Source organism: Fictibacillus nanhaiensis (assembly GCF_042686385.1).
GTDB lineage: Bacteria > Bacillota > Bacilli > Bacillales > Fictibacillaceae > Fictibacillus > Fictibacillus nanhaiensis.
This window is the reverse complement of the sequence record NZ_JBHUPF010000006.1, coordinates 1063820-1086681: the sequence shown is the minus strand read 5'-3', so window position 1 is coordinate 1086681 and position 22862 is coordinate 1063820. Positions and strand designations below refer to the sequence as shown.

The 22862-nt window shown below is 38.1% G+C and carries 25 protein-coding genes; 4 read left to right on the top strand and 21 right to left on the bottom strand.

Features of this window, described 5'->3' with window-relative positions:
- Positions 1–63: 63 nt before the first annotated feature.
- From ACFS5O_RS09085 to ACFS5O_RS09070, 4 genes are all read right to left on the bottom strand, one after another.
- Entirely contained in the window at positions 64–879 is an 816-nt protein-coding gene (locus ACFS5O_RS09085; protein ID WP_205727079.1) for a DUF1444 family protein, read from the bottom strand.
- A gap of 72 nt (positions 880–951) precedes the next feature.
- On the bottom strand, positions 952–1377 hold the full coding sequence (queF, locus tag ACFS5O_RS09080; RefSeq protein WP_066396893.1) for a preQ(1) synthase: 426 nt from the start codon (positions 1375–1377) through the stop codon (positions 952–954).
- Between the two features lie 15 nt (positions 1378–1392).
- Complete coding sequence (locus ACFS5O_RS09075) at positions 1393–1764, bottom strand: thioredoxin family protein (RefSeq protein WP_205727080.1); 372 nt, start codon at positions 1762–1764, stop codon at positions 1393–1395.
- A 13-nt stretch (positions 1765–1777) separates the two neighbouring features.
- Positions 1778–2785 (bottom strand): PTS sugar transporter subunit IIC, encoded by a 1008-nt coding sequence (locus ACFS5O_RS09070; RefSeq protein ID WP_205727081.1) that lies wholly within the window; start codon positions 2783–2785, stop codon positions 1778–1780.
- 171 nt (positions 2786–2956) lie between these two features.
- On the opposite strand from ACFS5O_RS09070, the gene ACFS5O_RS09065 reads away from it, so the two are divergent.
- Positions 2957–5146, top strand: coding sequence for a methyl-accepting chemotaxis protein (locus ACFS5O_RS09065; RefSeq protein ID WP_205727082.1), 2190 nt, complete (start codon positions 2957–2959; stop codon positions 5144–5146).
- A gap of 30 nt (positions 5147–5176) precedes the next feature.
- Here ACFS5O_RS09065 and mltG read toward each other — a convergent pair whose 3' ends face one another.
- The 6 genes from mltG to queD form a co-directional block, all read right to left on the bottom strand.
- The gene (gene mltG, locus ACFS5O_RS09060) at positions 5177–6202 is read right to left on the bottom strand and encodes an endolytic transglycosylase MltG (protein ID WP_205727083.1); all 1026 of its coding nucleotides are present in this window, start codon (positions 6200–6202) and stop codon (positions 5177–5179) included.
- A 144-nt stretch (positions 6203–6346) separates the two neighbouring features.
- Positions 6347–6859, bottom strand: coding sequence for a DUF84 family protein (locus ACFS5O_RS09055; protein WP_205727084.1), 513 nt, complete (start codon positions 6857–6859; stop codon positions 6347–6349).
- Positions 6860–6872: 13 nt separating this feature from the next.
- Entirely contained in the window at positions 6873–7943 is a 1071-nt protein-coding gene (locus ACFS5O_RS09050; RefSeq protein ID WP_205727085.1) for a M42 family metallopeptidase, read from the bottom strand.
- 84 nt (positions 7944–8027) lie between these two features.
- Positions 8028–8699 carry a 7-cyano-7-deazaguanine synthase QueC gene (queC, locus tag ACFS5O_RS09045; RefSeq protein WP_205727086.1) on the bottom strand — a complete coding sequence of 224 codons (672 nt, stop codon included), beginning with the start codon at positions 8697–8699 and terminating at the stop codon, positions 8028–8030.
- A gap of 2 nt (positions 8700–8701) precedes the next feature.
- Positions 8702–9424, bottom strand: a complete 723-nt coding sequence (locus tag ACFS5O_RS09040; protein WP_205727087.1) for a 7-carboxy-7-deazaguanine synthase QueE — start codon at positions 9422–9424, stop codon at positions 8702–8704.
- Positions 9417–9896 carry a 6-carboxytetrahydropterin synthase QueD gene (gene queD, locus ACFS5O_RS09035; RefSeq protein WP_205727088.1) on the bottom strand — a complete coding sequence of 160 codons (480 nt, stop codon included), beginning with the start codon at positions 9894–9896 and terminating at the stop codon, positions 9417–9419. The genes ACFS5O_RS09040 and queD overlap by 8 nt, the downstream gene beginning before the upstream one ends.
- 244 nt (positions 9897–10140) lie before the next feature.
- On the opposite strand from queD, the gene ACFS5O_RS09030 reads away from it, so the two are divergent.
- Complete coding sequence (locus tag ACFS5O_RS09030) at positions 10141–10449, top strand: PepSY domain-containing protein (RefSeq protein WP_205727089.1); 309 nt, start codon at positions 10141–10143, stop codon at positions 10447–10449.
- Positions 10450–10653: 204 nt separating this feature from the next.
- Here the strand turns inward: ACFS5O_RS09030 and ACFS5O_RS09025 are convergent, their stop codons facing one another.
- The 3 genes from ACFS5O_RS09025 to trmB all read right to left on the bottom strand — a co-directional run bounded on the left by ACFS5O_RS09025 (position 10654) and on the right by trmB (position 12904).
- A complete protein-coding gene (locus ACFS5O_RS09025) occupies positions 10654–11190 on the bottom strand; it encodes a hypothetical protein (RefSeq protein WP_066396923.1) in 537 nt (178 codons plus the stop codon).
- 135 nt (positions 11191–11325) lie between these two features.
- A complete protein-coding gene (locus tag ACFS5O_RS09020) occupies positions 11326–12168 on the bottom strand; it encodes a YtnP family quorum-quenching lactonase (RefSeq protein WP_205727090.1) in 843 nt (280 codons plus the stop codon).
- 94 nt (positions 12169–12262) lie between these two features.
- A complete protein-coding gene (gene trmB, locus ACFS5O_RS09015) occupies positions 12263–12904 on the bottom strand; it encodes a tRNA (guanosine(46)-N7)-methyltransferase TrmB (protein WP_205727091.1) in 642 nt (213 codons plus the stop codon).
- 121 nt (positions 12905–13025) lie between these two features.
- Here trmB and ACFS5O_RS09010 point away from each other — a divergent pair, with 121 nt between their 5' ends.
- Positions 13026–13310, top strand: a complete 285-nt coding sequence (locus ACFS5O_RS09010) for a YtzH-like family protein (RefSeq protein ID WP_186320458.1) — start codon at positions 13026–13028, stop codon at positions 13308–13310.
- Between the two features lie 50 nt (positions 13311–13360).
- On the opposite strand, the gene ACFS5O_RS09005 is transcribed toward ACFS5O_RS09010, so the two are convergent.
- The 6 genes from ACFS5O_RS09005 to thpR form a co-directional block, all read right to left on the bottom strand.
- Positions 13361–14143, bottom strand: coding sequence for a phosphotransferase family protein (locus tag ACFS5O_RS09005; protein ID WP_066396930.1), 783 nt, complete (start codon positions 14141–14143; stop codon positions 13361–13363).
- A 154-nt stretch (positions 14144–14297) separates the two neighbouring features.
- Complete coding sequence (gene pulA, locus ACFS5O_RS09000; RefSeq protein ID WP_205727092.1) at positions 14298–16436, bottom strand: type I pullulanase; 2139 nt, start codon at positions 16434–16436, stop codon at positions 14298–14300.
- 150 nt (positions 16437–16586) lie between these two features.
- A complete protein-coding gene (locus ACFS5O_RS08995; RefSeq protein ID WP_144698528.1) occupies positions 16587–16790 on the bottom strand; it encodes a hypothetical protein in 204 nt (67 codons plus the stop codon).
- Between the two features lie 27 nt (positions 16791–16817).
- Positions 16818–17741 (bottom strand): diacylglycerol/lipid kinase family protein, encoded by a 924-nt coding sequence (locus tag ACFS5O_RS08990; protein ID WP_205727093.1) that lies wholly within the window; start codon positions 17739–17741, stop codon positions 16818–16820.
- Positions 17742–17789: 48 nt separating this feature from the next.
- Positions 17790–18572: a hypothetical protein gene (locus ACFS5O_RS08985; protein WP_205727094.1), complete on the bottom strand. Its 783-nt coding sequence runs from the start codon at positions 18570–18572 to the stop codon at positions 17790–17792.
- Between the two features lie 18 nt (positions 18573–18590).
- Positions 18591–19151: an RNA 2',3'-cyclic phosphodiesterase gene (thpR, locus tag ACFS5O_RS08980; protein ID WP_205727095.1), complete on the bottom strand. Its 561-nt coding sequence runs from the start codon at positions 19149–19151 to the stop codon at positions 18591–18593.
- Positions 19152–19262: 111 nt separating this feature from the next.
- Here thpR and cysK point away from each other — a divergent pair, with 111 nt between their 5' ends.
- Positions 19263–20195 carry a cysteine synthase A gene (gene cysK / locus ACFS5O_RS08975; RefSeq protein WP_205727096.1) on the top strand — a complete coding sequence of 311 codons (933 nt, stop codon included), beginning with the start codon at positions 19263–19265 and terminating at the stop codon, positions 20193–20195.
- A gap of 47 nt (positions 20196–20242) precedes the next feature.
- Here the strand turns inward: cysK and ACFS5O_RS08970 are convergent, their stop codons facing one another.
- Together ACFS5O_RS08970 and pepV are read right to left on the bottom strand one after the other, a co-directional pair.
- Positions 20243–21424, bottom strand: a complete 1182-nt coding sequence (locus tag ACFS5O_RS08970) for an MFS transporter (protein ID WP_205727097.1) — start codon at positions 21422–21424, stop codon at positions 20243–20245.
- An 18-nt stretch (positions 21425–21442) separates the two neighbouring features.
- A complete protein-coding gene (gene pepV, locus ACFS5O_RS08965; RefSeq protein ID WP_205727098.1) occupies positions 21443–22849 on the bottom strand; it encodes a dipeptidase PepV in 1407 nt (468 codons plus the stop codon).
- Between the last annotated feature and the right edge of the window lie 13 nt (positions 22850–22862).

Here is a 22862-nt window from a genome sequence, read left to right as displayed (position 1 = left end):
TGTAGCACATGCACGGAAAAGATAAGAAATAAAAACCACTAGATGATCTAGCGGCTTTTATTATCAATCTGTTGTTTCTTCATCTATTGGTTTATTCTTGGCTAAAATAAAGACTGGTTCTAACTCTTTGTTGTCATACATAAACGGTAAAGCTGTAATCGGAACTCGTCCGTTCATAAAAAATTGCATCGCCATCTGAGCCAAGATATCGTATCCTTGCTTATTCTTAATATCTGCAACGATCAGCACATCCTGATGTGGTATAGCTACTGCCATTTCTCCGGAGATATTCTTCTTCATCTCTTCTAAGAAAGCAATGTTTAAGATTCTACTCGCATCGTATCCATCATTATGGTTTAAAAAGAAGAAGGTATTTCCTGCAACTTGGTCTTCTTTATGATCTGTTGATAAACGCTTTACATTGAACTTTGCCGCATCAAGTAATTGAGACTTTTCAACCTTTAACTCCTTCATCTTATTATTCGTAAGAAGTTTGTAGGTTTTGCCTAGGTCTAAAGCATAATATATCCTAGTCTCTGCTGTATGCTCTTGATAAAAAAGCTCTTCTCCTTCTGGCGTTTCCATTGGAAAGGATGCAGAGCGAATGACTGGAAAGATGCGTGATAGAGTATTCGAATCTTCACGTTCAGGTGAAACGGCGTTCAATCCTTCTTCTACGTAATACACGAGTTTATCTATAAGCTCATCTTTTTCTTTTGACCAGCGAGCACTAAGCCCTCCAAGAGATAAGGTTACACCTTTACCTGTTACCTTATTTGTGATTCGAAGCGTTTCCTCTTCTCTATCGTATGCAAATTCACGTGTTGGGCTCATCAATTTCTCTTGTAGTGTTTTCTTTAATTTGATGGAACTACTCATCTATGAATCCCCCTTTCTTAAACAACGGTTATACGTAACGTGAAAAACCTCCTAATGGAGGTTTTTGTTCACTTACTTGCTGTTCTCTTCTTTATATTCTACAACTACTTCTGTTCCTAGTCCGCCGCGCGCATTCCAGTTTCCAACTACTTTAATGTACTTCGGCTTAAGTAGTTTTACTAGATCTTCCAAAATACGGTTTGTAGCATGCTCTTGGTAGATTCCAACGTTACGATATGAAGTTAGATAATACTTCAATGACTTCATCTCTACTAGATCTTCATTAGGAATATAGCTGATGATAATATCAGCAAAGTCAGGAAGACCTGACCAAGGACATACAGATGTAAATTCAGTTGTAGGAATCGTTACCATCGTATCTTTTCCTACATATTCATAAGGAATAGTTTCTAATATATCAACGAGGATTACGTTCTCATCTTGAATGTCAAAACGAATCCCTTCATATTTGCTGTGATTTACTTCAACTTTAGCCATCAAAAAAACTTCCCTTCACATAAAAAAATCATTTTTTGTTATTATAGCATACTCTTTTGACCTATTTGAAGGAATGTTAAGCTCTTCTAAAAAAGCAACAATCTGCTCTTTTGTCTTTCTCTCTTTATTTACATATCTTCCGATTTCTTCACCGTCTTTGAATGCTAAGAAGCTAGGGATTCCAAAAATATCAAGCTCCTGACAAAGTTCAATCAGTTCGTCACGATCTACATAAACAAATTGATAGTTCGCATATTCTTCTTCGATTTCAGGCAGGATCGGTTTGATTACCACACAATCTGGGCACCAGTCTGCAGAAAAAACAGCTATTGTAACATCCTTTTTAATGACCTCTTTAAATTGTTCGATCGATTTTATGTTTTCCATTATCTTCGTCTCCTTATTGATTCAGCTTCATATCGCCAAATTTAATGTATCCTTTTTTTCTTAACCACTCTGAAAGTATCAGACTAATAAGGATCGGTCCAATAAAATGCAAAATAAATATAGCAAGAAACGTTTCAAAGGTAAAGCCCATCGTCCTGAGCGTCATAATTTGTCCGACGAGACCACTCGTCCCCATCCCTGCTCCAGCTGGTATGTTCTCCATCTTAAAATAAAGTGTTCCAACGGGTGCTAATAGAATTCCAGCAACCGTTGGCGGTATTAAGATATATGGATTTTTCACTACATTCGGAAACTGTAATTTAGAAGTACCGATTCCTTGAGTCAAAAAGCCTCCAAAACCATTTTCCCGATAGGAGCTTGTAGCAAACCCGATCATCTGAGCCGCACAGCCTATCGTTGCTGCGCCAGCGGCTAGCCCTTCTAGCCCAAGCATCATCGCTATCGCTGCAGATGAAATTGGTCCAGTTAATGCAAATCCTAGCAAGATTGCTACTAAAATCCCCATGATTAGTGGTCTCTGATCAGTTGACCACATGACAAGTTGTCCAAATGCCTTCATGAATTGATCGATTCCCGGTCCGATAAATGTGGCAATCGTAAAACCTGTAAAAATCGTAACGGCAGGTGTGATTAAAATATCAAATTTTGTTTCTTCAGATACTAGCTTTCCAACTTCAACCGCAATTAATGCTGCCACATAACAACCTGCCACACTACCAAGATCCGCTCCGGCTGCACCCGCTATACCTGCAGAAAAAACAACGAGTGGAGGTGCTTTTAACCCGTACGCTACAGCTGTACCAATCACAGGACCCATCAAAGTCATCGCTAATTGTCCCATCTCTGTAAAAAAAGGAAGAGATAATTGCTCACCGATCGTCTTTAGAATTAGTCCTACGATAAGCGATGCCATCAATCCTAGTGCAAAATATTGAAACCCCGTAATGAAATACGTTTTGGGTGATAAACTTACCCCTTTTTTATTAAGAAAATCCCTCATCTATAATGACTCCTTTAGCTGTTCTTTTAAACATGTCCCTCAAACATTATAACTTGTTTCAGACTCATGTAAAGACAGGTGTAAAGTTGAATGGTTTTACATACAATTCTTTTTACTTTGAAACTTAAAATAATTCAAAAAAGACCGATAAAATGGCAGGGGGGAATTCATATGAACTTGTCAATACGAAGAAGAGTGCGACTGATGCTTTTCATCAGTTTAGCCGGAATGGTACTATTACTTGCATTTATCGGATTATTTTTATGGCAGAACACCCAAATGGAAGAAGAAAGAGATTCCGTACAACTAACATTACGTGCTAGTAATGATATTCAAAGTACGTTTAACGAAGTGCGTAAACTTGAACAGGAGTATTTAAGAGACCCTAGTACAGAGTCTAAAGAAAAGGTGCTAACCTCTTTAAATGCCTTAAAAAAGGAAACAAGTAAAGTAGCAAAAGAAACGAACAGTTCTTCATTAAAAGGTATTGAAAAAGACTTGTCTGCTTATCAAACATCATTTAATTCTGCCACTAGTCTTACTACTCAACTTAATGCATTAAAGCAGATGATGACAGAAACATCTAATACTTTTTATGCTTCTGTAAAAGCAATGAACGACCAAGCTTTATTGATCACTCTCTTGCAGATGCAGACGTATGAAAAAGAAGTTCATATTCAATATGACACCACAACCGTTAAGAACTTTAAAGAAAGTGCTCAAACGTTTGATCGAATGTTAGATGAAAAAAATCTACCCGCTGATCAGTTGTCTACCTTTAAATCAAATTTATTAAAATATACAACTTCTGCAGATACGATCCAATCGATCACAAAGAAAATTGAAGATGATATTTCAACTTTTGAAAAGATTGCAAATGTTGTTGATCAATCAACAAAAGATGCAGAGAGTAATTTGCAGAAAGAAAATGCCGAACTAATGAAAAACCAAAAATCAGTTAAGTTTTGGCTGACGATCAGTTTAATAGGATTGAGTATCGTGATCCTATCCATATTAAGTGTGATTGGTGTTTGGCTATTACGCTCTATCCAATCTTCTATCTCCATTCTAAAAGAAGGTGCCTCCATCATTGGTGATGGTGACCTCTCTTACCGTGTAGAGACAAATTCTAAGGATGAAATGGGAGAACTGGCTCAAACCTTCAATCGCATGGCCGAAAAAATGCAAAAATCCATGATCGAAGTGAAAGATGCGGCTGAGAAACTTACGAGTTCCTCTCAAAACTTAGCAGCTGTATCAGAAGAAACGACTGCTCAAAGTGATGAAGTAACAGAAGCCATCTCTCAAGTAGCAACAGGAGCTCAGAGTCAGGCTGATCACCTGCAAGAATGTACACTTCTTCTTTCGGATGTGACCGGATATATTAAAGAAACAGCTTCGATCAGTGATGAGATCGCTTCAGATGCTATTCAAGCTGAAAACGATGGAAAAGCGGGATCAAGTATCGTTCATCAACTAAATACACATTCTGAGAACTTTTTAGAATTAGCTCAAAGCTTGATCTCAGAGATTCAAGATGCGAGTAAACAGTCCAAGCAGATCAATTCTATTGTTGAAACGATTCAAGAGATAGCTGGCAGTACAGATCTTCTTGCATTAAATGCGGCTATAGAATCAGCAAGAGCTGGCGAAGCAGGTAGAGGTTTTTCAGTTGTGGCCAGTGAAGTCAGAAAGCTTGCAGAGCGTTCTAAGAATGAAGCGCTAAGAATTCAACAGCTTGTGAAATCGATGACGAATCAGATGGAATTGTTATCAAAAGAAACGGTACGATTTGAACAATATCGTGTGGATCAAGTTGAATCTGTGCAACAGACAGAAAAAGCGTTTTCGAGCATCATTCAAAATGTATCTCAGATTAACGGAAGAATTTCTCAAGTTAAAAGTGCGATTGGGCGAGTTGAATCTGCTAATGAAAACTTATCTGAAAAGCTCTTTGAAGTAAGTGCGATCTCTGAAGAATCTGTTGCTACAAGTGAACAAGTTAGCGCTTCAAGCATTCATCAAAAAGAAGCCATACACCAAGTAAACGTTGCCGCGACAGAACTGCAAGAAATAGCGCTTACCTTGCAAGAAGAGGTAGATCAATTTTCTTTAGGAGAGAGAGAATCATTCGTTCCTCATGAAGAAATAGACTTAAGTGATACTTATCAAGAAGTTGCAGCTACTAGAGATGAAAGTGATATGGAAGAGTTTGAATATCATGTTGATGAAAATCGTGATGGAGAAAATCTTGAAACTGAGACAGCTTCAACTTCTGAATCCCATGTTCACCAAGAGGAACTAGCGAATGACACAGAGTCTGTTCAATCTGTTGATGATGAACTTAAAAAGGAAAATTAATTCTAAAACCCGGTGAACAATCACCGGGTTTTAATAATTCCCACTCAATTGCGTGTACTTTCTATGTTCTTTATACGTTTTCGAAAAAAAGTGGCTCCACGTTCCATCCTGTTTTGCAACAAAGTAATAATAATCATGCTTTTCTGGATTTGCTGCTGCTTTTATTGAGGGGAGATCGGGATTTGAGATGGGTCCCGGTGGTAACCCCTTGTTAAGATACGTATTGTACGGACTTTTGATTTTGAGGTCTTTTCTTCTTAACGTTGCTTTTGGTCTTTCAAGTAAGTACTGAACGGTGGAGCATGACTGTAGTTTCTTACCTTCTTTTAACCTATTCTCAAAAACACCAGCTATTTTTCGCTTCTCTTCATTCAAGAGAGCCTCTTTCTCGATAATAGACGCTAATGTAAGCATTTCATAAGGCGTTTGATCCGTTCTAATTGTTATTCTTGATGTTTCATGAAGAAGTCTTTCCGTCATTTGATGAATAACTTCATCAGCTTTCATATTCTTTTCAAAATAATAGGTGTCTGGAAAAAGAAGTCCTTCCACAGCGAACTTTGTATTTGATTTTCTTACTTCTTTATCTACTCCTAATTCTTCTTGCTGTTTCTCAGTCAGCGTAGCCCACGATTTTGCTGCATGAAGAAATTGCTTTCTATTCACAATTCCCGACTTGTTCAATCGATCGGCTATCTCTAAAACAGTCAGTCCCTCTGGAACGATCACTTCTATAGCTTCTGTTTCATTTTCTAATGTAGATAGATCTTGAAGAATCTCTTTATATCCTTTTCCCTGTTTGATCGTGTGTTCTCCTCGGACCATCTTGCTTTTCTTTCCTGTAACAGTTGCATAAACTGAAAACAAAAAAGGACTTTTAATAAATTCTTCATCTTTTAAATCATTGGATATCGTCTTTAAGTTACTGTTTTCCCTTATTACAAAGACCTTTTCCGCAGTGCCTTCCGGTGGTGACGTTTGATAAACGGCCCACACAACAGACATTGTGATAAGGATAACAAAAACGATCCACACTCTTTTGATATTTAAATTCAAAGTTGAATCCGCCTTACGTTTTTGTTTCTAATTTTCCCTGATTACTTTTATTCATACAAAAAGGCTGTTAGGTAAGGTATAAAAAACCTTTCTAACAACCTGTAATATTAAAAGATACTTTTGCAAGGGCATCGCTCACATGTACTATTTTTTCGCGTTGTAGACGTATTGCCCTAAAAGAATGGTTGAAATATGCAAGAACATCTCACTCCGAGACAGCATACCGCTAGTGAAAACACCAATCGCCCCATCTTTTTTTCTAATCTCAGGATCTTTTGTCCATTCACCCATCAATGTGCCTAATTCCTTACCCTGCTTAAGACCTGTTACGATCAGTGACGGCAGCAAGATACGAGCTCCTGCAGCTGAATAGACGTTCCCATCATGATCCGCGACTGCTCCCCAGTTGCACAGATACGTGCCATCTTCCATCTCCATGACTCCACCTTCAAAGCCAATGCCGATCTCTGCCCCTTGCTTCACACAATCTTTTGCCCGGTTGATAGCCCCAATCTTGGTTTCTTCATCAGAAAAAGGCTGGGCAGAAACTAATGAATCAGAAGAATAAGATACGAGTTCTGCTTCTTCAAAATACTTACTAAAAGGCTGAGCTGCTTTAATCTTTGCAGGGTTATGTGATCCGATTCCAATTATCATTCCGCGTTCATCCTCAGCTATTTTCTAAGATTGTTTTTAATGTGGATTCGTCTGCTGTTTTAACAAGTTTGATAAGCAATTCTTTTGCAGCAGCATAATCATCTACATGTATCATAGAAGCATGTGTGTGAATATATCGTGAACAGATCCCGATCACAGCTGAAGGGACGCCGTTTCCAGAGATGTGTACACTTCCTGCATCTGTACCACCTTGCGAGATGAAGTATTGATAGGGAATTTTATGCGTTTCAGCTGTGTCTAGGATGTATTCTCTCATCCCACGATGAGTTACCATCGTTCTATCTAGAATTCTTAACAACGCACCTTTTCCAAGTTGTCCGAACTCACTCTTATCCCCCATCATGTCATTCGCTGGACTTGCATCTAATGCGAAGAATAGATCAGGTTTAATCAAGTTCGCAGCTGTTTTTGAACCTCTCAGCCCAACTTCTTCTTGAACGGTAGCACCGCTATACAATTCGTTTGGCAACGTTTCATCCTTTAATTCTTTTAATAGTTCGATCGCTAATCCGACACCATATCGATTATCCCATGCTTTTGCCATGATTTTCTTCGGATTAGCCATCGGAGTAAACGGGCAAATCGGAACGATTTGCTGCCCCGGTCTTACACCCAGATGATGAACTTCTTGATCGTTATCCGCACCAATATCTATGTACATATTCTTAATACCCATCGGTCTGTTACGCTGATCTTCGGAAAGAAGATGAGGTGGAGTTGAGCCGATAATACCAGTAATAACATCCCCTTTATCTGTATAAATATTTACACGTTGAGCTAATAGAACTTGGCTCCACCAGCCACCCAACTCTTGAAATTTTAGCATACCGTTTTTCGTAACCTTCGTAACCATGAAACCAACTTCATCCATGTGCCCCGCTACCATAATCTTTGGACCATTCCCTTTTTTGACACCAAAGATGCTGCCAAGACCATCTTGAATAATTTCATCTGATACAGGTTCGATCTCTTTACGAACAAACTTACGAACATCTCTTTCAAAGCCTGGCGCCCCTGGCAATTCAGTCAATGTTTTAAACAAGTCGAGTGTTTCTTTATTCATATAAAAACAACCCCTTCAAATTAGTCACATGTACATTTTTATTGTACACCTAATAAGAAGGGGTTTTCTATACCTATGAATGTTCTAGATTTCGTAAGCGATCGGATCAACTGCTCCAGCTTCTTTAAAACCTTTTAAACGTAATACACAGCTGTCACATTGCCCACATGCAGCTTCTTTTCCATTGTAGCAAGATGTTGTTAAATCATACGGTACTTTAAGAGAAAGACCTTTTTCAATCGTCTCCTTTTTAGATAAAGAGATCAATGGTGTTTCAACTGAGATGTTTTTTCCTGTTACACCTGCTTTTGTTGCTAGGTTGATTGTCTCTTCCATACTCTGAATGAATTCTGGACGGCAATCTGGATAACCGCTATAGTCGACTGCTGAAACACCTGTATAAACAGCGGTAGCTCCGATTACTTCAGCATAAGCGCTTGCGAGTGATAAGAAAATCATGTTTCTAGCAGGTACATACGTTACAGGGATTCCTTCTTCTGCCTCAGTTGGAACTTCTACCTTTTCATCGGTTAGGGCACTTCCACCAATATCTTTTAAGAAGGTAAGATCGACAATTCTATGATCTGTTACACCATAATACTTACCGACTTCAATCGCTTGTTCGACTTCTCGATTATGACGTTGTCCATAGTGAAAAGTAATCGGGTACAGGTCATATCCTTCCGCTTTCGCGATCCCCATACAAGTTGTGCTATCAAGTCCTCCGCTTAAAACAATAACCGCTTTTTTGTTCATGGTTAAACCCCTCTCTCTTCTGGATGCCAGATCACTTTATGAAGTTGAAGACTGAGCTTTGCATTCGGTAATGGATTCTCTAATAAGAGTTCAACAAGACGTCTCGGAGGCATGCTTTCCCATACAGGACTTACAGAGATCTGACCGTTTCTATAATGTTCAGACACTACTTGTTTCGTTATCTCAAAATCGTTCTCTGAGCCCACAACGAATTTGATCTCATCTTGGTGCTGAAGCTCTTTGAAATTATCCATGTGCATTCTGTCCATCTCGCCAGAGGCTGGGAGCTTGTAGTCCATTACGAATCTCATCTTTTTTTGTAAATCATGGTGAGAGTTGCGTAATTGCTCAAATGGCTGAATATCGATAGCACCATTCGTTTCAATGTGGATATCTACAATATGATCCAAGTCAGCCATCGCTAGCAGCAAGGCAGCTGATTTTTCTCGATGAATTAAAGGCTCACCCCCTGTAAAACAGATACGTTGTGATCGAAACGACTTAATCGTATTCACGATCTCTTCTATCGTTGCTTCAAACTCTGGCTTGGCAGGTGCATAACTGTATGTTGTATCACACCACGAGCAGCGAAGATTGCAATGAAATACACGTACAAAAACCGTTGGATACCCAGCTTGAAGTCCTTCACCTTCAACCGTTTCAAAGATCTCAACCATAGGAACTTTCCAGTGTTTCCAAACGTCTTTAGATGGCAGATCAAACATCTCTTTCCACCATCCATTCTCTTTTCATTACAGCATAGCTAGTAGGTGTCTCATACAGTTTAAGCTCTTCTAACCTGTGCCCTTGTTCACTTAGTCCTCTATTGTTAAGTTCAAGATCAATTTGCTCCCAAATCCAAACGACCATATTCTCAGCGGTCGTATTCATCGGAGGAAGAACTTCGTTTAAATATTGATGATCTAATTTGCTGTCAATTGCTGATTTGAAAATTTCTTTTATCTCTCCAAAGTCAACGGCAATGCCAATTGCATTCACAAAACCGCTCATCGTGATCACTAGTTTGTATGTGTGACCGTGGAGATTTTTGCATTTCCCATCATAGCAATGCAGATGATGAGCCGCATCAAAGGTAAACTCTTTGCAAACAGCAACTCTCTTATTATGGTACTTTAATTGTTCGCTCTTAATATCACGACCAAGTATTTGAACATCTGTCGGAATTTTATAAGTCATTCCTGTTCATCCTTTCGAGTGGAGCACGAAAACAAAAAAACTCTGCTAAAAACGCAGAGAGTGTAAATGTTCATTCTTCACGCTCCCTAGTTTTGTTTTAAGAGGGGTGGGAATTTCGAACCCTCCATCTTTATCAAATGTATCTTATCAAAAAAGCCCAAGAAAAAGAAGGCTTTTCTTTGTTATACTGGTTAAGAAGAACCTATATGATTTGAAATTGAACTTACATAAGGTGGGAATACGAATGAATTGGAGAAACCTGATTCTAGCAGGCCTTACAGGCGCTGCAATCGGTTATGTTGTTACAAAAAAGCAGACAGAGACCATCACACCCGAAAAAGCATTAAAACAATTGAAAGAAAAAGCAAGTGAGCATTACAAAATCTCTGGAGCTTGGATCATGGTTAAAGCAGAGGAAAAGAACGTGCATGGCCTCCCATACTCTGTTTATAAAGGTGGTTTTTCAAACTCATCACCTGGAACAGAAGCTTCTCATTTCGAATTTTTATTAGATGCTTCAACTGGAAGTCTGCTGCAGCTTATTCAAAAATAAAGGCTGTTTTCTTAGACTTTGTTGCTTGTGAAAGTGTTGATTTCCGTTTCTGAATGCTCGCTTTGCACTCCAATCAACTTTCAAAGATGACAAGGAGTGACAAGCAACAATCTTTTTGAATAGAAGCGTTTTAGAAGAGAAACAAACATATAAGTAAAATCAAAAAGCCCTTAGGTCACTTTTCCTAAGGGCTTTCTTATAAAATTAACGATATAGTTTAGTTTGATCGTAAAGGTTGTTGTCGATCTTGAATTTCGTAGTAAGATACTGACGCTTTTCCCAAACCGTTAAGATGAATAATGGAACGATGATCAAAACGAATAATAACGCCGTTACAACGATCCAGTCCATATGTGTTCCAAGATCAGACTCATGTGCTTTTTTGTAATCTTTAATTTGAGAATTTGCTTTAGCTACAGCAGCTTCAGCTAAAAGCTCATTTTTGTCAGCATCATAGAACACAACTTCTGTGTGATCGAAGTAAAAGATGTTATCTCTAACTGTATCGTAGTTAGCAATGGCAACCGTAACTTCAGATGCATCTAATTTAGAATCTTGGTTTGGATACGTTTCAATATCTGTTAATGTGAGTGAACCCTTTTTTAAATCCTTATGCTTACTTTCAATTCCCTTTTCAATGGTCTTTTTCATTTCATCTGTAGCTTGCTCTGCAGATGCAAAAGTACCAATGGACAAAAACAGTGCTAGAACGGTAAAAATGGCAACTAACTGTTTTTTCATTTTAAATCCCCTCTCATTTTTCACCCTTAAGTGTTTAAGAAATAAATAAAGTTCATCATTACATGCCTCTCATATTTTAACATATACTGTCGATTTCGACATTCACTTGAAAATGGAAAATATGTGACGGTTTTTCTACATTTTTGGTGAGCGTGGTACTCTCTCTAGCCATTCACCGTTCTTATCCCACTTAACAGCACGATAAATACAATCATGATAGAAGAAATACCATGTGTCAGGCTTAATCCATTTTTGTTTTTGAAAGATAGAAGTCATAGGATAATCATCATAAGCTAGCACCCACAATGGGTTATGATGGGCGTGAGTAGGCATGATATCACCGATGTGATAAATTTTTTCACCATTCTCTATTGTTAGTTCGATCAGTGAATGGCCATCACTGTGTCCACCTGTATGAACCATTCTGATCCCTTTTATAACCTCGATCTCTTCTTTAAACGTCTTTACTTGTTCTTGAATAGGTTCCCAATTTTCTTTCCAATATGTATTCTGAGATCTGATATTTGGATTCTTAAGCTCATTCCATTCTGTTTCAGAAGTGTAAATAACAGCGTTTTCAAAAACAGGTACTAACTGATCATCTTCCCATCTCGTTAAGCCAGAGGCATGATCAAAATGCATATGAGTCATTAGAATGATATCAATATCAGCTGTTGTTAAACCTTCTTTTTCTAAACTCTTTTCAATAAAAGACTCTTCTGTTACTCCATAATTTCTCTTTTGTTTTTCTGTTAATTTACCAAAACCGATTCCAGACTCGATCAATATGTTCTTTCCTTCATACCCTTGAACAAGAATAGGCTCTGTTCTCAGTTCGATCTGATTCTTCTCGTTAACAGGGTATTTTCTTTCCCACAAAGGCTTTGGAACAACTCCAAACATAGCTCCACCATCCATATGTGTAACCCCGCCGTCCAACCAGGTTAGGGTCTTCGTTCCGATTTTCCACTGATCCATATTTTTTCTCCTTTCTATTTCGAGCTCCCTACAAGTGTATCATAAGAAACAGAGATCGGATGAAAAGAAAAAACCCAAGCATATGCTTGGGTCTTTAAGAACGGAATTGTGCTTCCATACGGTAAATTCGATATCCTTTTTCAGAGAATTTCTCTTCATATTCTGTCATGATGTTATCTTCCATATCACTTTTATGAAGATCAAGACTTACTTGGTTAAAAAACATACCATAGGTAGACATACTATGAAGTGAATATTCGAACAACCCTTGATTATCAGTCTTGAAATGAATTTCACCTGGCTTTTTTAATACCGTCTCATATCTCTTAAGAAAACTTTCATGTGTTAATCTTCTTTTTGCATGCTTGGATTTTGGCCAAGGATCTGAAAAATTGAGGTAAACACGCTCAATTTCACCCGGCTCAAAGTAATCCAGCAAGTGTGATGCATCTGCTCTAATCAGTTTTACGTTTGGTTTTTCGTCTTCTAAAATACGGTCCAGCGCAGTAATGATAATGCTATCATAAAGCTCCATACCTAAATAATTTATTGAAGGATTTTGTTTACCCATCCCATTAATAAATTGTCCTTTGCCTGTTCCGACTTCAATATGAATCGGGTTATCATTGCCAAAAAAAGTATGCCACTTCCCTTTCATCTTTTCAGGTTCAACTGAAACATATTTAGGGTTTTCAATTAATTTTTCTTTAGCCCAAGGCTTAAATCGTTGACGCATATTTTCTCCCCACTTTTCACACTTTTATAAACGAGTTTATTTACTTTCATATAAGTTTTGAACGAAGGATATTTTTATAACAGAATCCATAAGCTATGCAATGAAAGGATGTGCAGCGAAAATGCCATTAAATCACAACGATCAATTGCATATTATTAGAGATCTTCTTCAAGACCATTATACCGATTGTGCTGGTTCACCATCCGAATGTGCTCAATTAGAACGTCTTGCTGCACATTTATTGGAGAACGGTGCTGTTCATGAAGAAGTTCGAAACATCTTGTCCAACATTAATGAATATAGCCATACTGGGTTTTCACATCAGCATCTAGAAGAACATATTACGAATCATCGCCCACACTTAGAATCATGGATCAACACGATTCAAACGCATCATCCATATTAAGACACTATTCCCTAGGAAATAGTGTCAGATGATCATATATCTTGTCAGAGTTAGATGGAACCCGCAAGTTTCTTAATACTTTCTGCAAAATGGGCAGTCTCTTTAGACTGTCCTTTCTCTTTATACCAGAAAAAAGAACTTATTGTTTGTGCCAAAACATACCAATGCATTCTTCTTTCTAAATCATCATTAAGTGTTTCTCCATAGATTTCGAGCCATTCTTCCCATTTCTCATACGGGATATAACTATAGAGAAGCATTCCCAAATCCAGAGCTGGATCAGCGATCATTGCCCCGTCCCAGTCGATTAAGTATAATTCATCCGATTCACTTAGTAGCCAATTGTTATGATTAACATCACAATGACATACGACTAAATTATCGACCTCAACCTCAGAGGCGGTCTCCATTAGATAAGCGAAGGAATCATTGATGATTTCTAAGTAATCTTTTTCTTTACGCATCTGCAATTGTATATCGTTTAAAAGGTCAACTGGTGTTAATCTTTTCTTCTCAAGGCGATTCATCATGCCAAGCAGTTCTTGAGATCGGTGGATTTTTGACAGAAGTTCTGCTACATTCTCACTTTTCATATCTGCTGCTTTCAGTTCACGTCCGTTTAGCCATTGTTGAGCTGTGATTACATCTCCATTACCTAACCTTTTTGTCCATAAAAGTTTCGGTACAATTCCTTCTGCAGAAAGAACAGCTAAAAACGGAGAGGAATTACGCTTTAAAAACAGTTTTTGGTTCCCATATTCAGCTATATATGCTTCTCCCGTTGCTCCGCCAGCAGGGGAAACCTGCCAATCTTCTCCCAAAATCTGTTCCAAAATGTTCACCTTCTTGTCTAGTTAAGAAATCCGTTTTTTATTAGTTGTTCGTTCAAAAAATAATAGCATTTCCGTATCAAATTAAATTACTGCGAAGTCATTATTTTAACACAAAAAATCAAGAAAAGCACTTGATTCTTCATTCTTTACAATCCTATACAGAATATAACAAAGAAAAAGATAAAGGTTCTAATCTATACTGTTCTTCATTTAGTACTCGATGACTGGTTTTTTCATCCTCTATCGCTATCATCCATCGCTTCTCTTCAAAAGGGATAAAAATCTGTTTAGTGGTTTGGTTAAAAAGCAATAAAGCATTACTCCAATAGGAATCATTCTCTTTTATATCGGAAATCGGGAGGTGTAAATTAAACCCTAGACCGCCTTCTGGTAGTTTCCATTCCGAAAGCACTGCTGAACTTTCATGAAAGAGAGGCTGTGTTTTCCTTATTCTAATCAGCTGTTTGAAATAATCAACTTCTTTATAAAAAGACTCACATCGCTTCCAGTCAAACGCATTGATGCTGTCTGGAAGATTATAACTGTTCTCCTCGCCATACTTTGTTCTAAAACATTCTTGCCCCGCATGAATGAATGGAACACCTTGTGCAAAGAGCGTAAACGCTAGAGCAAGCTGTTGTCTTTTTCTTCGCATGAATTCATCTTCAAAGGGATGTCGAATTGACAATAGATCAAACAATGTATGATTATCGTGACATTCTGAATAATTAATGCTTTGCTCAGCTTTTAAAAAGGTATCATGTTGACCTGCATAACCTCTCATCACTTGCTTCATATGACCTTTGATTCGGGCATCCTGATTACCATTAATAAACCCGCTCTGACCATCAGGAAAGATACTCCCTTTAACATGATCCCGAAATGCATCATTAAAAAAAGAATAGGATGGCAACTTCTTAGCAGATGATAGAGTAGCTTTTTTCTCTGGTTCTAAATTCGTATTTAAGTCCCAACCTTCTCCGAGCAAGAATACGCCAGGATTCAAAGATTTTAATTTTTCAGCTGCCAGGTTCATCGTTTCAACATCATGAATCCCCATCAGGTCGAATCGAAACCCATCCACTTTATATTCACTCATCCAATACGTTAACGCATCTAAGATGAACTTGCGCATCATTTTCCTTTCCGATGCTGTATCATTTCCTACACCCGTTCCATTAACCGGTTTTCCGCCTTCATCGTAACGAAAGTAATAGCCAGGAACGAGCTTTTCAAATGGTGATTCTTCTCTCTTATATACATGGTTGTAAACTACATCTAATATAACAGAGAGCCCATTTTGTTGAAGAGTGTGAATCAATGTTTTTAATTCTTTTATTCTACAGATCGGATCATGAGGATCTGATGCATACGAGCCTTCAGGTGAAAAGAAATGAACCGGATCATATCCCCAGTTGTACCCTGAATCAGGTTTTGTCTCATCAACGCTTCCAAAGTCTGCAATGGGCAACAATTGCACATGAGTGATTCCGAGTCTTTTTAAGTAATCCAATCCGGTATGAAACCCATTGGTTGTTTTTGTTCCTCGTTCTGTTAATCCTAAATATTTCCCTTTATTCATGACGCCACTATCAGAATGAATCGTTAAATCCCGAACATGAAGTTCGTAAATAATACTGTCTGTTTTTGAACGAAGATTTATCTTTTTTTCTGATCGATTCCATCCTTCAGGATCTGTTTCAGGAAGATGGATGACCACCGAATGTATACCATTTGCAGTAACAGACTTAGCATATGGGTCTGTTGTTTCAATCCATTCATGATTTACGTTTACAACAAACAGATATTCTGTAAGATGATGATCTCCTTCAAGCGTAACTTGCCAAACACCATTTTCAGTCCGCGACATTTTTTGTTCTATAAAGGAGTCAGATTGTCGAGGTTTATACTTTACTATCATTGCAAAGGCTACAGGAGACCAAACTTTAAACGTTGTACTTTCAGGAGTGTAAATTGCTCCAAGACTTGTATCATCATAATAGAGGCTATCGAATTTTGCTGTACGCACGATGCTACCGATCATCAAAGGAATCCTTGATTCGTTAAAAGTAACCCAATATCGGTTTTTTAGGTCAATCGGTATTCTCGTTCTGCATTTATAGATCACTACCTCATCATAATATTCTTGTTTATCAATAGTTAATGGCTGGGATACCTTCTTATCATCTACCAATGAAAGTGACGGAATGATCGGAAAGGGCTTATTCACTACAATCGTTATCATAGAAAAATCATCAATATATGCAGAAATCGAAATATGATCAACTTTCATTGAGTTCACCCCTTTTTATCGCTATTACATCATATTGAACGTAAAATGAATTTGTTATTCGTTTATATAAAAAAGAGGCCCTTCCTAAATTAAATTTCCTTTAGGCAGCCTCACACGCTTGGCAAAGATAACTAAAAAATCTATTTATCTTCACTCTGCATTTAAATACTTATTCTTCATTATTCTCCCTGCAATAACGATCGCTGCATAAAAGACGATCGGCACTATAATGCCAATCATTAGCTGTTCATTGGTTACATCTAAAATCCATTTCTTTAAACCAGACTTCTTTTCGATCAACATCACCCAAAGGAATGCGAAGAGTGCAATATTAAAAAAATCTGTCCATTTCATTTTTTATTCCCCACTCATTTTATGAATTTATATCTTCACTGAAACTGACCCCGGTTGAACGTTAATACACACCGGAGTGGTACCTTTATATTCACCATCAGCATGAATCGCTACTGAGCGCCGTGTGGTAACCTCAATCTCTTTCCCTTTAAACTGTGAGACTCCTTGAACGTTAACGTGGCCACCCCAAAATACAGAAACAAAAAGCAACAATAGCTTAAAAAGGGAAAGATCATGTACTACGCAAACATCTAGGATTCCATCGTTACACTTAGCCGATGGACAAATTTTCATACCCCCTCCATAATAGGGCATGTTACCAACTGCTACAAGCCAGACATCGTTAAACACATGTTCTTGTCCATCGATTTTAACCTTCATTGAATCAGGTACATAAAACTTTAAAACCTTAAACAATGTAAAAACATACGCAAGTGATCCTAGTTTAAGCTTATGTAAATATTTTTTATAGGTCGATTCATTTGTAAACTTTGCAACTTCACCATCTAAACCAATACCAACCGCACTAATAAAAGAACGGATTTTATTGCTTCTTCCTATCAATTGAATGTTACCAGAATCAGTCTTGGCCATTCGATTGCGCTTCAAATAGAGAAGTTGTTTCTTTAGCCCTTTAACATCTTTTGTTAAGACCCGAACAATATCGTTACCAGAGCCTCCTGATATAAACCCTAAAGGGATACTAGGGTTATCTCTCATCCCGTTTAAAACCTCGTGGATCGTACCGTCTCCACCTACTGCTATAACAGCTTTAATATCCTCTTTGTTTATGTATGTAATCTTCTTCGCAATTTCAGTAGCATGACCGCTAAACTCTGTGTAAAACGTTCTATAGCTTATCTTTTCCTCGTCCATTGCCTTTTTTAATTGATCAAATGTATGAATCGCTTTTGTGTTGTTTGCGTTGATGATGAAGAAATATTTTTTCATTCAGTGCGTCCTCGATTATTATTTTTAAAAGTAATTCGACAAAATCTCTCAAATACCTTCAAAATAAGATTCAGACTCACTCGTTAACGGATCTTTTCTGTATAGAGAGTTGGTCACACCTAATTTCAGAAGATCTGACACAAACTTTAATTGCTGACCTTTTATGGGTGCTGGATTTTGTTGTAGAAGTGTATGCCACTCTTTAAAATTACGTTTATCTATGTAGCTTACCTTTCTCCAGTCACTCGTAAAATCTATGAATGCATGGGGTGCAACGATGCATGGTTTTAAAGACATCTGTTTTTGATAGGGTTCCCAAGCTTCACGTAATAAAGATTGCATACGTTCAAGCCTGATAAAAGGACTCAAGATGGTTCCTTTTTGTTCAGGTCCGACGTTGCTCCAAAAACGTTTGTTATCAGCTTCTTGCCAAATGCCCTCTCCGTTCATCCAGACGATCATCCACACTTCAGTAGGACCAACTAAAATGATATTTAGTTCCACCCCTGTATTTTTTACTTGTAAGACAGGTTCATAGAACAAAAAATAGTTATCTGGAATTTCTTGAATGAGTACCTTTAGAATCTCATCGTGCAAATATTTTTTATCCCAGTTCGAGATTTCTTTTACAGTCGATGTCGCCCAGTTCATCTGATGATGAGATAATTTTTCGCGAAATTCTCGATACAAGCGATTGCGATTATCTGTTTGGTTTTGTTGTTGAAATGCTTTCCATCGATTCTCTTTAATTCGCATAAATAATGATTGATAATGATACAAGTTGTTTTCATATCTTGATACATAATCAAGCAATTTTACAAGCTGCGCCATCAGATCCCCTCTCTCTTTTTATATGGAATAAGAGTGTATGATATGGTATTTCGGCTGTTTCTCTACATGTGTTTCATAGAGAACCACTTCATCTGCTTTAAATAGAATGTTTTCCCCATATCGTTTCCACCACGCTTTAGAATCTACCGGATTATGACCTGACTCTATATGTTTACGTGCAAGCGTTATATGCGGTGAGTATGGTCTTTTTTCGAGTTGAAAACCTACCTTTTCACATACATAAGCCACTTGTTTTTGCAGAGTATATAAACAGTGCTCTTCTTCAACACCTGCCCAAAAAATTCTTGGTTGATGTTCGTTTCCGAAAAAACCAAAGTGGCTTACTGATAGAGAAAAAGGGCTCTCTGTTTTACTCATCATTTTTTCGTTAAGTAACTCATGAAGGGTTTCAATCTTCTCTGATGAAGCAGCACCTAGAAAAGCTAAAGTGATGTGATAGTCATCAGGATGTACCCATGTTTTAAAATGATGTTCGTCTTTTAACGTATTACAGATGTTTGCAAGCTTTGTTTTCGTCTCATCAGGAAGCTTGACTGCCAAAAAATAATGTCTTTGCATCTTTTTCACACACCTTCATTTATTTTATCAAAGAATCGATGAATTCATCTGCTTTTTTCATACGTGATTTATTTGTTATAATTGGTACAGCAAGAAAAAGGAGTGCAATTTATGAGAGTTGTTACGAATATCGCAGATTTAATCGGTGACACACCTATCGTAAAGTTAAACCGCCTTCCTCATCAAGAGGGAGCCGATGTATATGTGAAACTAGAGTATTACAATCCTAGTCGAAGCCTGAAGGACCGTGCTGCTTATAATATGATAATTGACGCAGAACAAAAAGGGCTATTAAAAGAAGGTTCTACCATTATCGAACCTACTTCTGGAAATACCGGGATCGGACTCGCTATGAATGCGGCCGCTAGAGGTTATTCTTCCATAATTGTGATGCCTGATACGATGACAGAAGAAAGAATTAATCTATTAAAAGCGTATGGAGCAAAAGTAGTACTGACTCCCGGTGATGAAAAGATGCCTGGAGCGATTAAAAAGGCACGAGAACTTGCGGAAGAAATTCCAAACAGCTATATGCCTATGCAGTTTGAAAATCCTTCAAATCCCGATGCACACAGAGGAACTACAGCGATTGAGATTAAAGAAGCCATCGAAGAGTTGAACAAGCCCTTTACCGCTTTTGTCGCACCTGCTGGTACAGGAGGAACAATTACGGGAACGGGTGAACAGCTGAAAACGTTTTTCCCGGATTTAACTGTACATGTTGTCGAACCTAAAGGGTCCCCTGTTCTTTCCGGGGGTAAGCCTGGGAAACATAAGCTTGTAGGAACGAGTCCTGGGTTCATCCCACCCATCTTAAATCAACAGGTTTATGATGAGATTGTTCAAGTGAACGATGAGGACGCATATACGATCACGAGACGTCTTGCATCCGAAGAAGGCATCTTGGTCGGTCCATCATCAGGAGCTGCTGTGTATGCGGCTTTAAAAATTGCGGAGAAGCGCAAAAAAGGTGAAGTTGTAATCTGTATGACGTGTGATTCAGGAGAACGTTATTTATCCAGTGATCTGTTTCAATTTGAATAAAGACAAAGCATCCCAAAGTATTGGGATGCTTTTTTATAATTAGAATTTTACAGAGATCGTTGAATCAGTATTCGACCTTGCACTTCCATCTTTGTAAGGATTAAGACCATAATCAGTCCTATAAATGTTAGCACACCAAAAAATAAATATGTGTAAAAGATGGTGTATGTATCAAAGATCACACCACCAACAAACGTACAAAACCATGAGCCTAAACCGTTTCCTACAGCTGTATATAAGGAAACAGCTGTGGCTCGTACTTCAACGGGTGTATACGTTCTCACATATTCCATAGCTGCTGGGATAAACAGACCAACTGAAAATCCTTGGACAACGGTTGTCATAAGTACGATTTGATACGATGGCTCAAAGAAATAAAAGGTCCATCGAACAGCAGATACAGTCGCCGCAAAGACCATAATAGGCATCATTCCCCACCTTTTTATAGTGAGTCCTGCAAACTTCATAAATGGTGCTTCACTTCCTGCTGCGATCAAGAAAGCAAGTCCAACCCCGAATAAAGTCCCTCCTGCTTCTTGAATGTAAAAGCCAAAATAAAAATTATTAGCAAAAATCGGACCAAACACCAAGAAAGTAGCAGAAAGAAAAACGAGATATGAAGGCATCCTAACTAATTGCCCAATCCCTTTTCTAAGATCTGTTCGGAGCGATTGATTATCTTTTGGCATCTTAATAACAAAGAACATACAAAGAAGAAGAACAGAGGTAAACATATAGAAAATCACTTGAGTCCCTATAGAATCCGCAAGCCTTCCTGCTATAAATACGGCTATAGCAAATCCAATTGCTCCAAAAAGCCTATAATTTCCGTATTGCTTGTTCTCTATTTGTACGTAATTTATAAGAATGCTGTCTGAGACCGGAACTAAGGCACTCTGCATGAACGAAAAAGCAATAAGTATTCCGATCAACCATAAATAAGACTCAAAAAGATAGATGGTAAATCCTAAGCTCGCTGTTAGAAGTAATGAAAGAACTAAAACAGCCCTTGGCCGTCTCGAGTAATCGGTAACTACACCCCATAGAGGCTGAGCAAAGATCATGACGACCGGACTGATAGACATTAAAGTACCGATCTCTGTTCCACTGAGACCTACTGAATCTTTAAAATAAACACCTAATAACGGAAACAAACTCCCTAGGCCAAAAAAACTTAATAGATAAAAGCCTTTTAGACTGAAAGAGGTTTGATCGAATGATTTATTCATGATGTACCCTCTCTAATGCTATTTAGCTAACTCGTAAATGGCTTGTGCATATATGGAAGAAGCGAGAAGTAAATCTTCTACAAACATATGTTCATCTTTTTGGTGAGCAACATCTTCTCTTCCTGGGAACAGTGCACCGAAAGCAACTCCTGTTTCCAACGACCTTGCATAAGTTCCTCCACCAATAGCCATCAATTCACCTTTTTTGCCTGTTTGGTCTTCGTAAACTTTTTGAAGCGTTTTAATCAATGGGTGATTTTCTTCTACATAATTTGGTGGATTGTTTTCGATGATTCTCATCGACCAATTATCTGATTTCGCTCTTGTTGATAATGTATGTTCGATTTTTTTGCTATCATGTGTCACCGGATAGCGTATATTCAATCCTACTTTTGCCCCTTCTGTACCGTTATACGACAGGATTCCAGCATTAACTGTTAGCTTACCGCTTGCCTCATCTTCTGCAGCGATCTTTAGTTTATCACCTGTATACTCACCCGTAAGCTCGTCCAACAACCTGAGAAACGATTTGGCGTTTCCATTGAACGATAGAGTGTTCAAATATTCACCTAACGTAAGTCCAGCATTTTTACCCATTTCAGGTGTACTTCCGTGTGCTGATTTCCCTTTAACTTTTAGGGTTAGAACATCATTTTCGATTTGAGCACCGTATTCTACTTCAGATTTCTGTCCGAATGCTTCAAAAGATCGTTGTATTTCCTCTAAAGCGGTTCCTTGGATTTTGGCTTCAGCATAATCTGGAACCATGTTCAAACGTTGACCCGATGTAAAGGAAAGTAATTGAAGGTTATCTCCTTCTTCCCCTTGATCGTTTTCGAGACGAAACTCCACATCAAAGATTCCTTTTTCTGCAGAGATGATAGGGAAATCTGCATCAGGAGCAAATCCGATCGCCGGCATTTCTTCTTTCGTAAAATAATGTCTCACACATTGCCAGTTGCTCTCTTCATCACAACCAATGATCATGCGTACCCTTTTGGATAACGGCAGCTTCAATTCTTGGATAATCTTCATTCCATAAAAAGCTGCCATTGTAGGTCCTTTATCATCAATCGCGCCACGCGCGAAAATTTTTCCGTCTTTAACTTCGGCTCCAAAAGGATCAAATGACCAACCATCACCAGGAGGAACAACATCAACATGGCAAAGGACACCTACGATATCGTCTCCGTTTCCAATTTCGATGTGTCCTGCATATCCGTCTACATTTTTGACGGTCATTCCACTGTCTTTTCCAAGGTCTAACATATAAGATAAAGCTTTTGCTATCTCGGGGCCAAAGGGAGCTCCTTCTTTTGCGTTTCCTTCATCAAGTAAACTAGGAATGCGTAATAACCCTTTCGTATCATCCAACAGCTGTTTCTTTCTCATTTCAACTTGTTCTTTCCAATTGATCTGATTCATTACTTACTTCCTT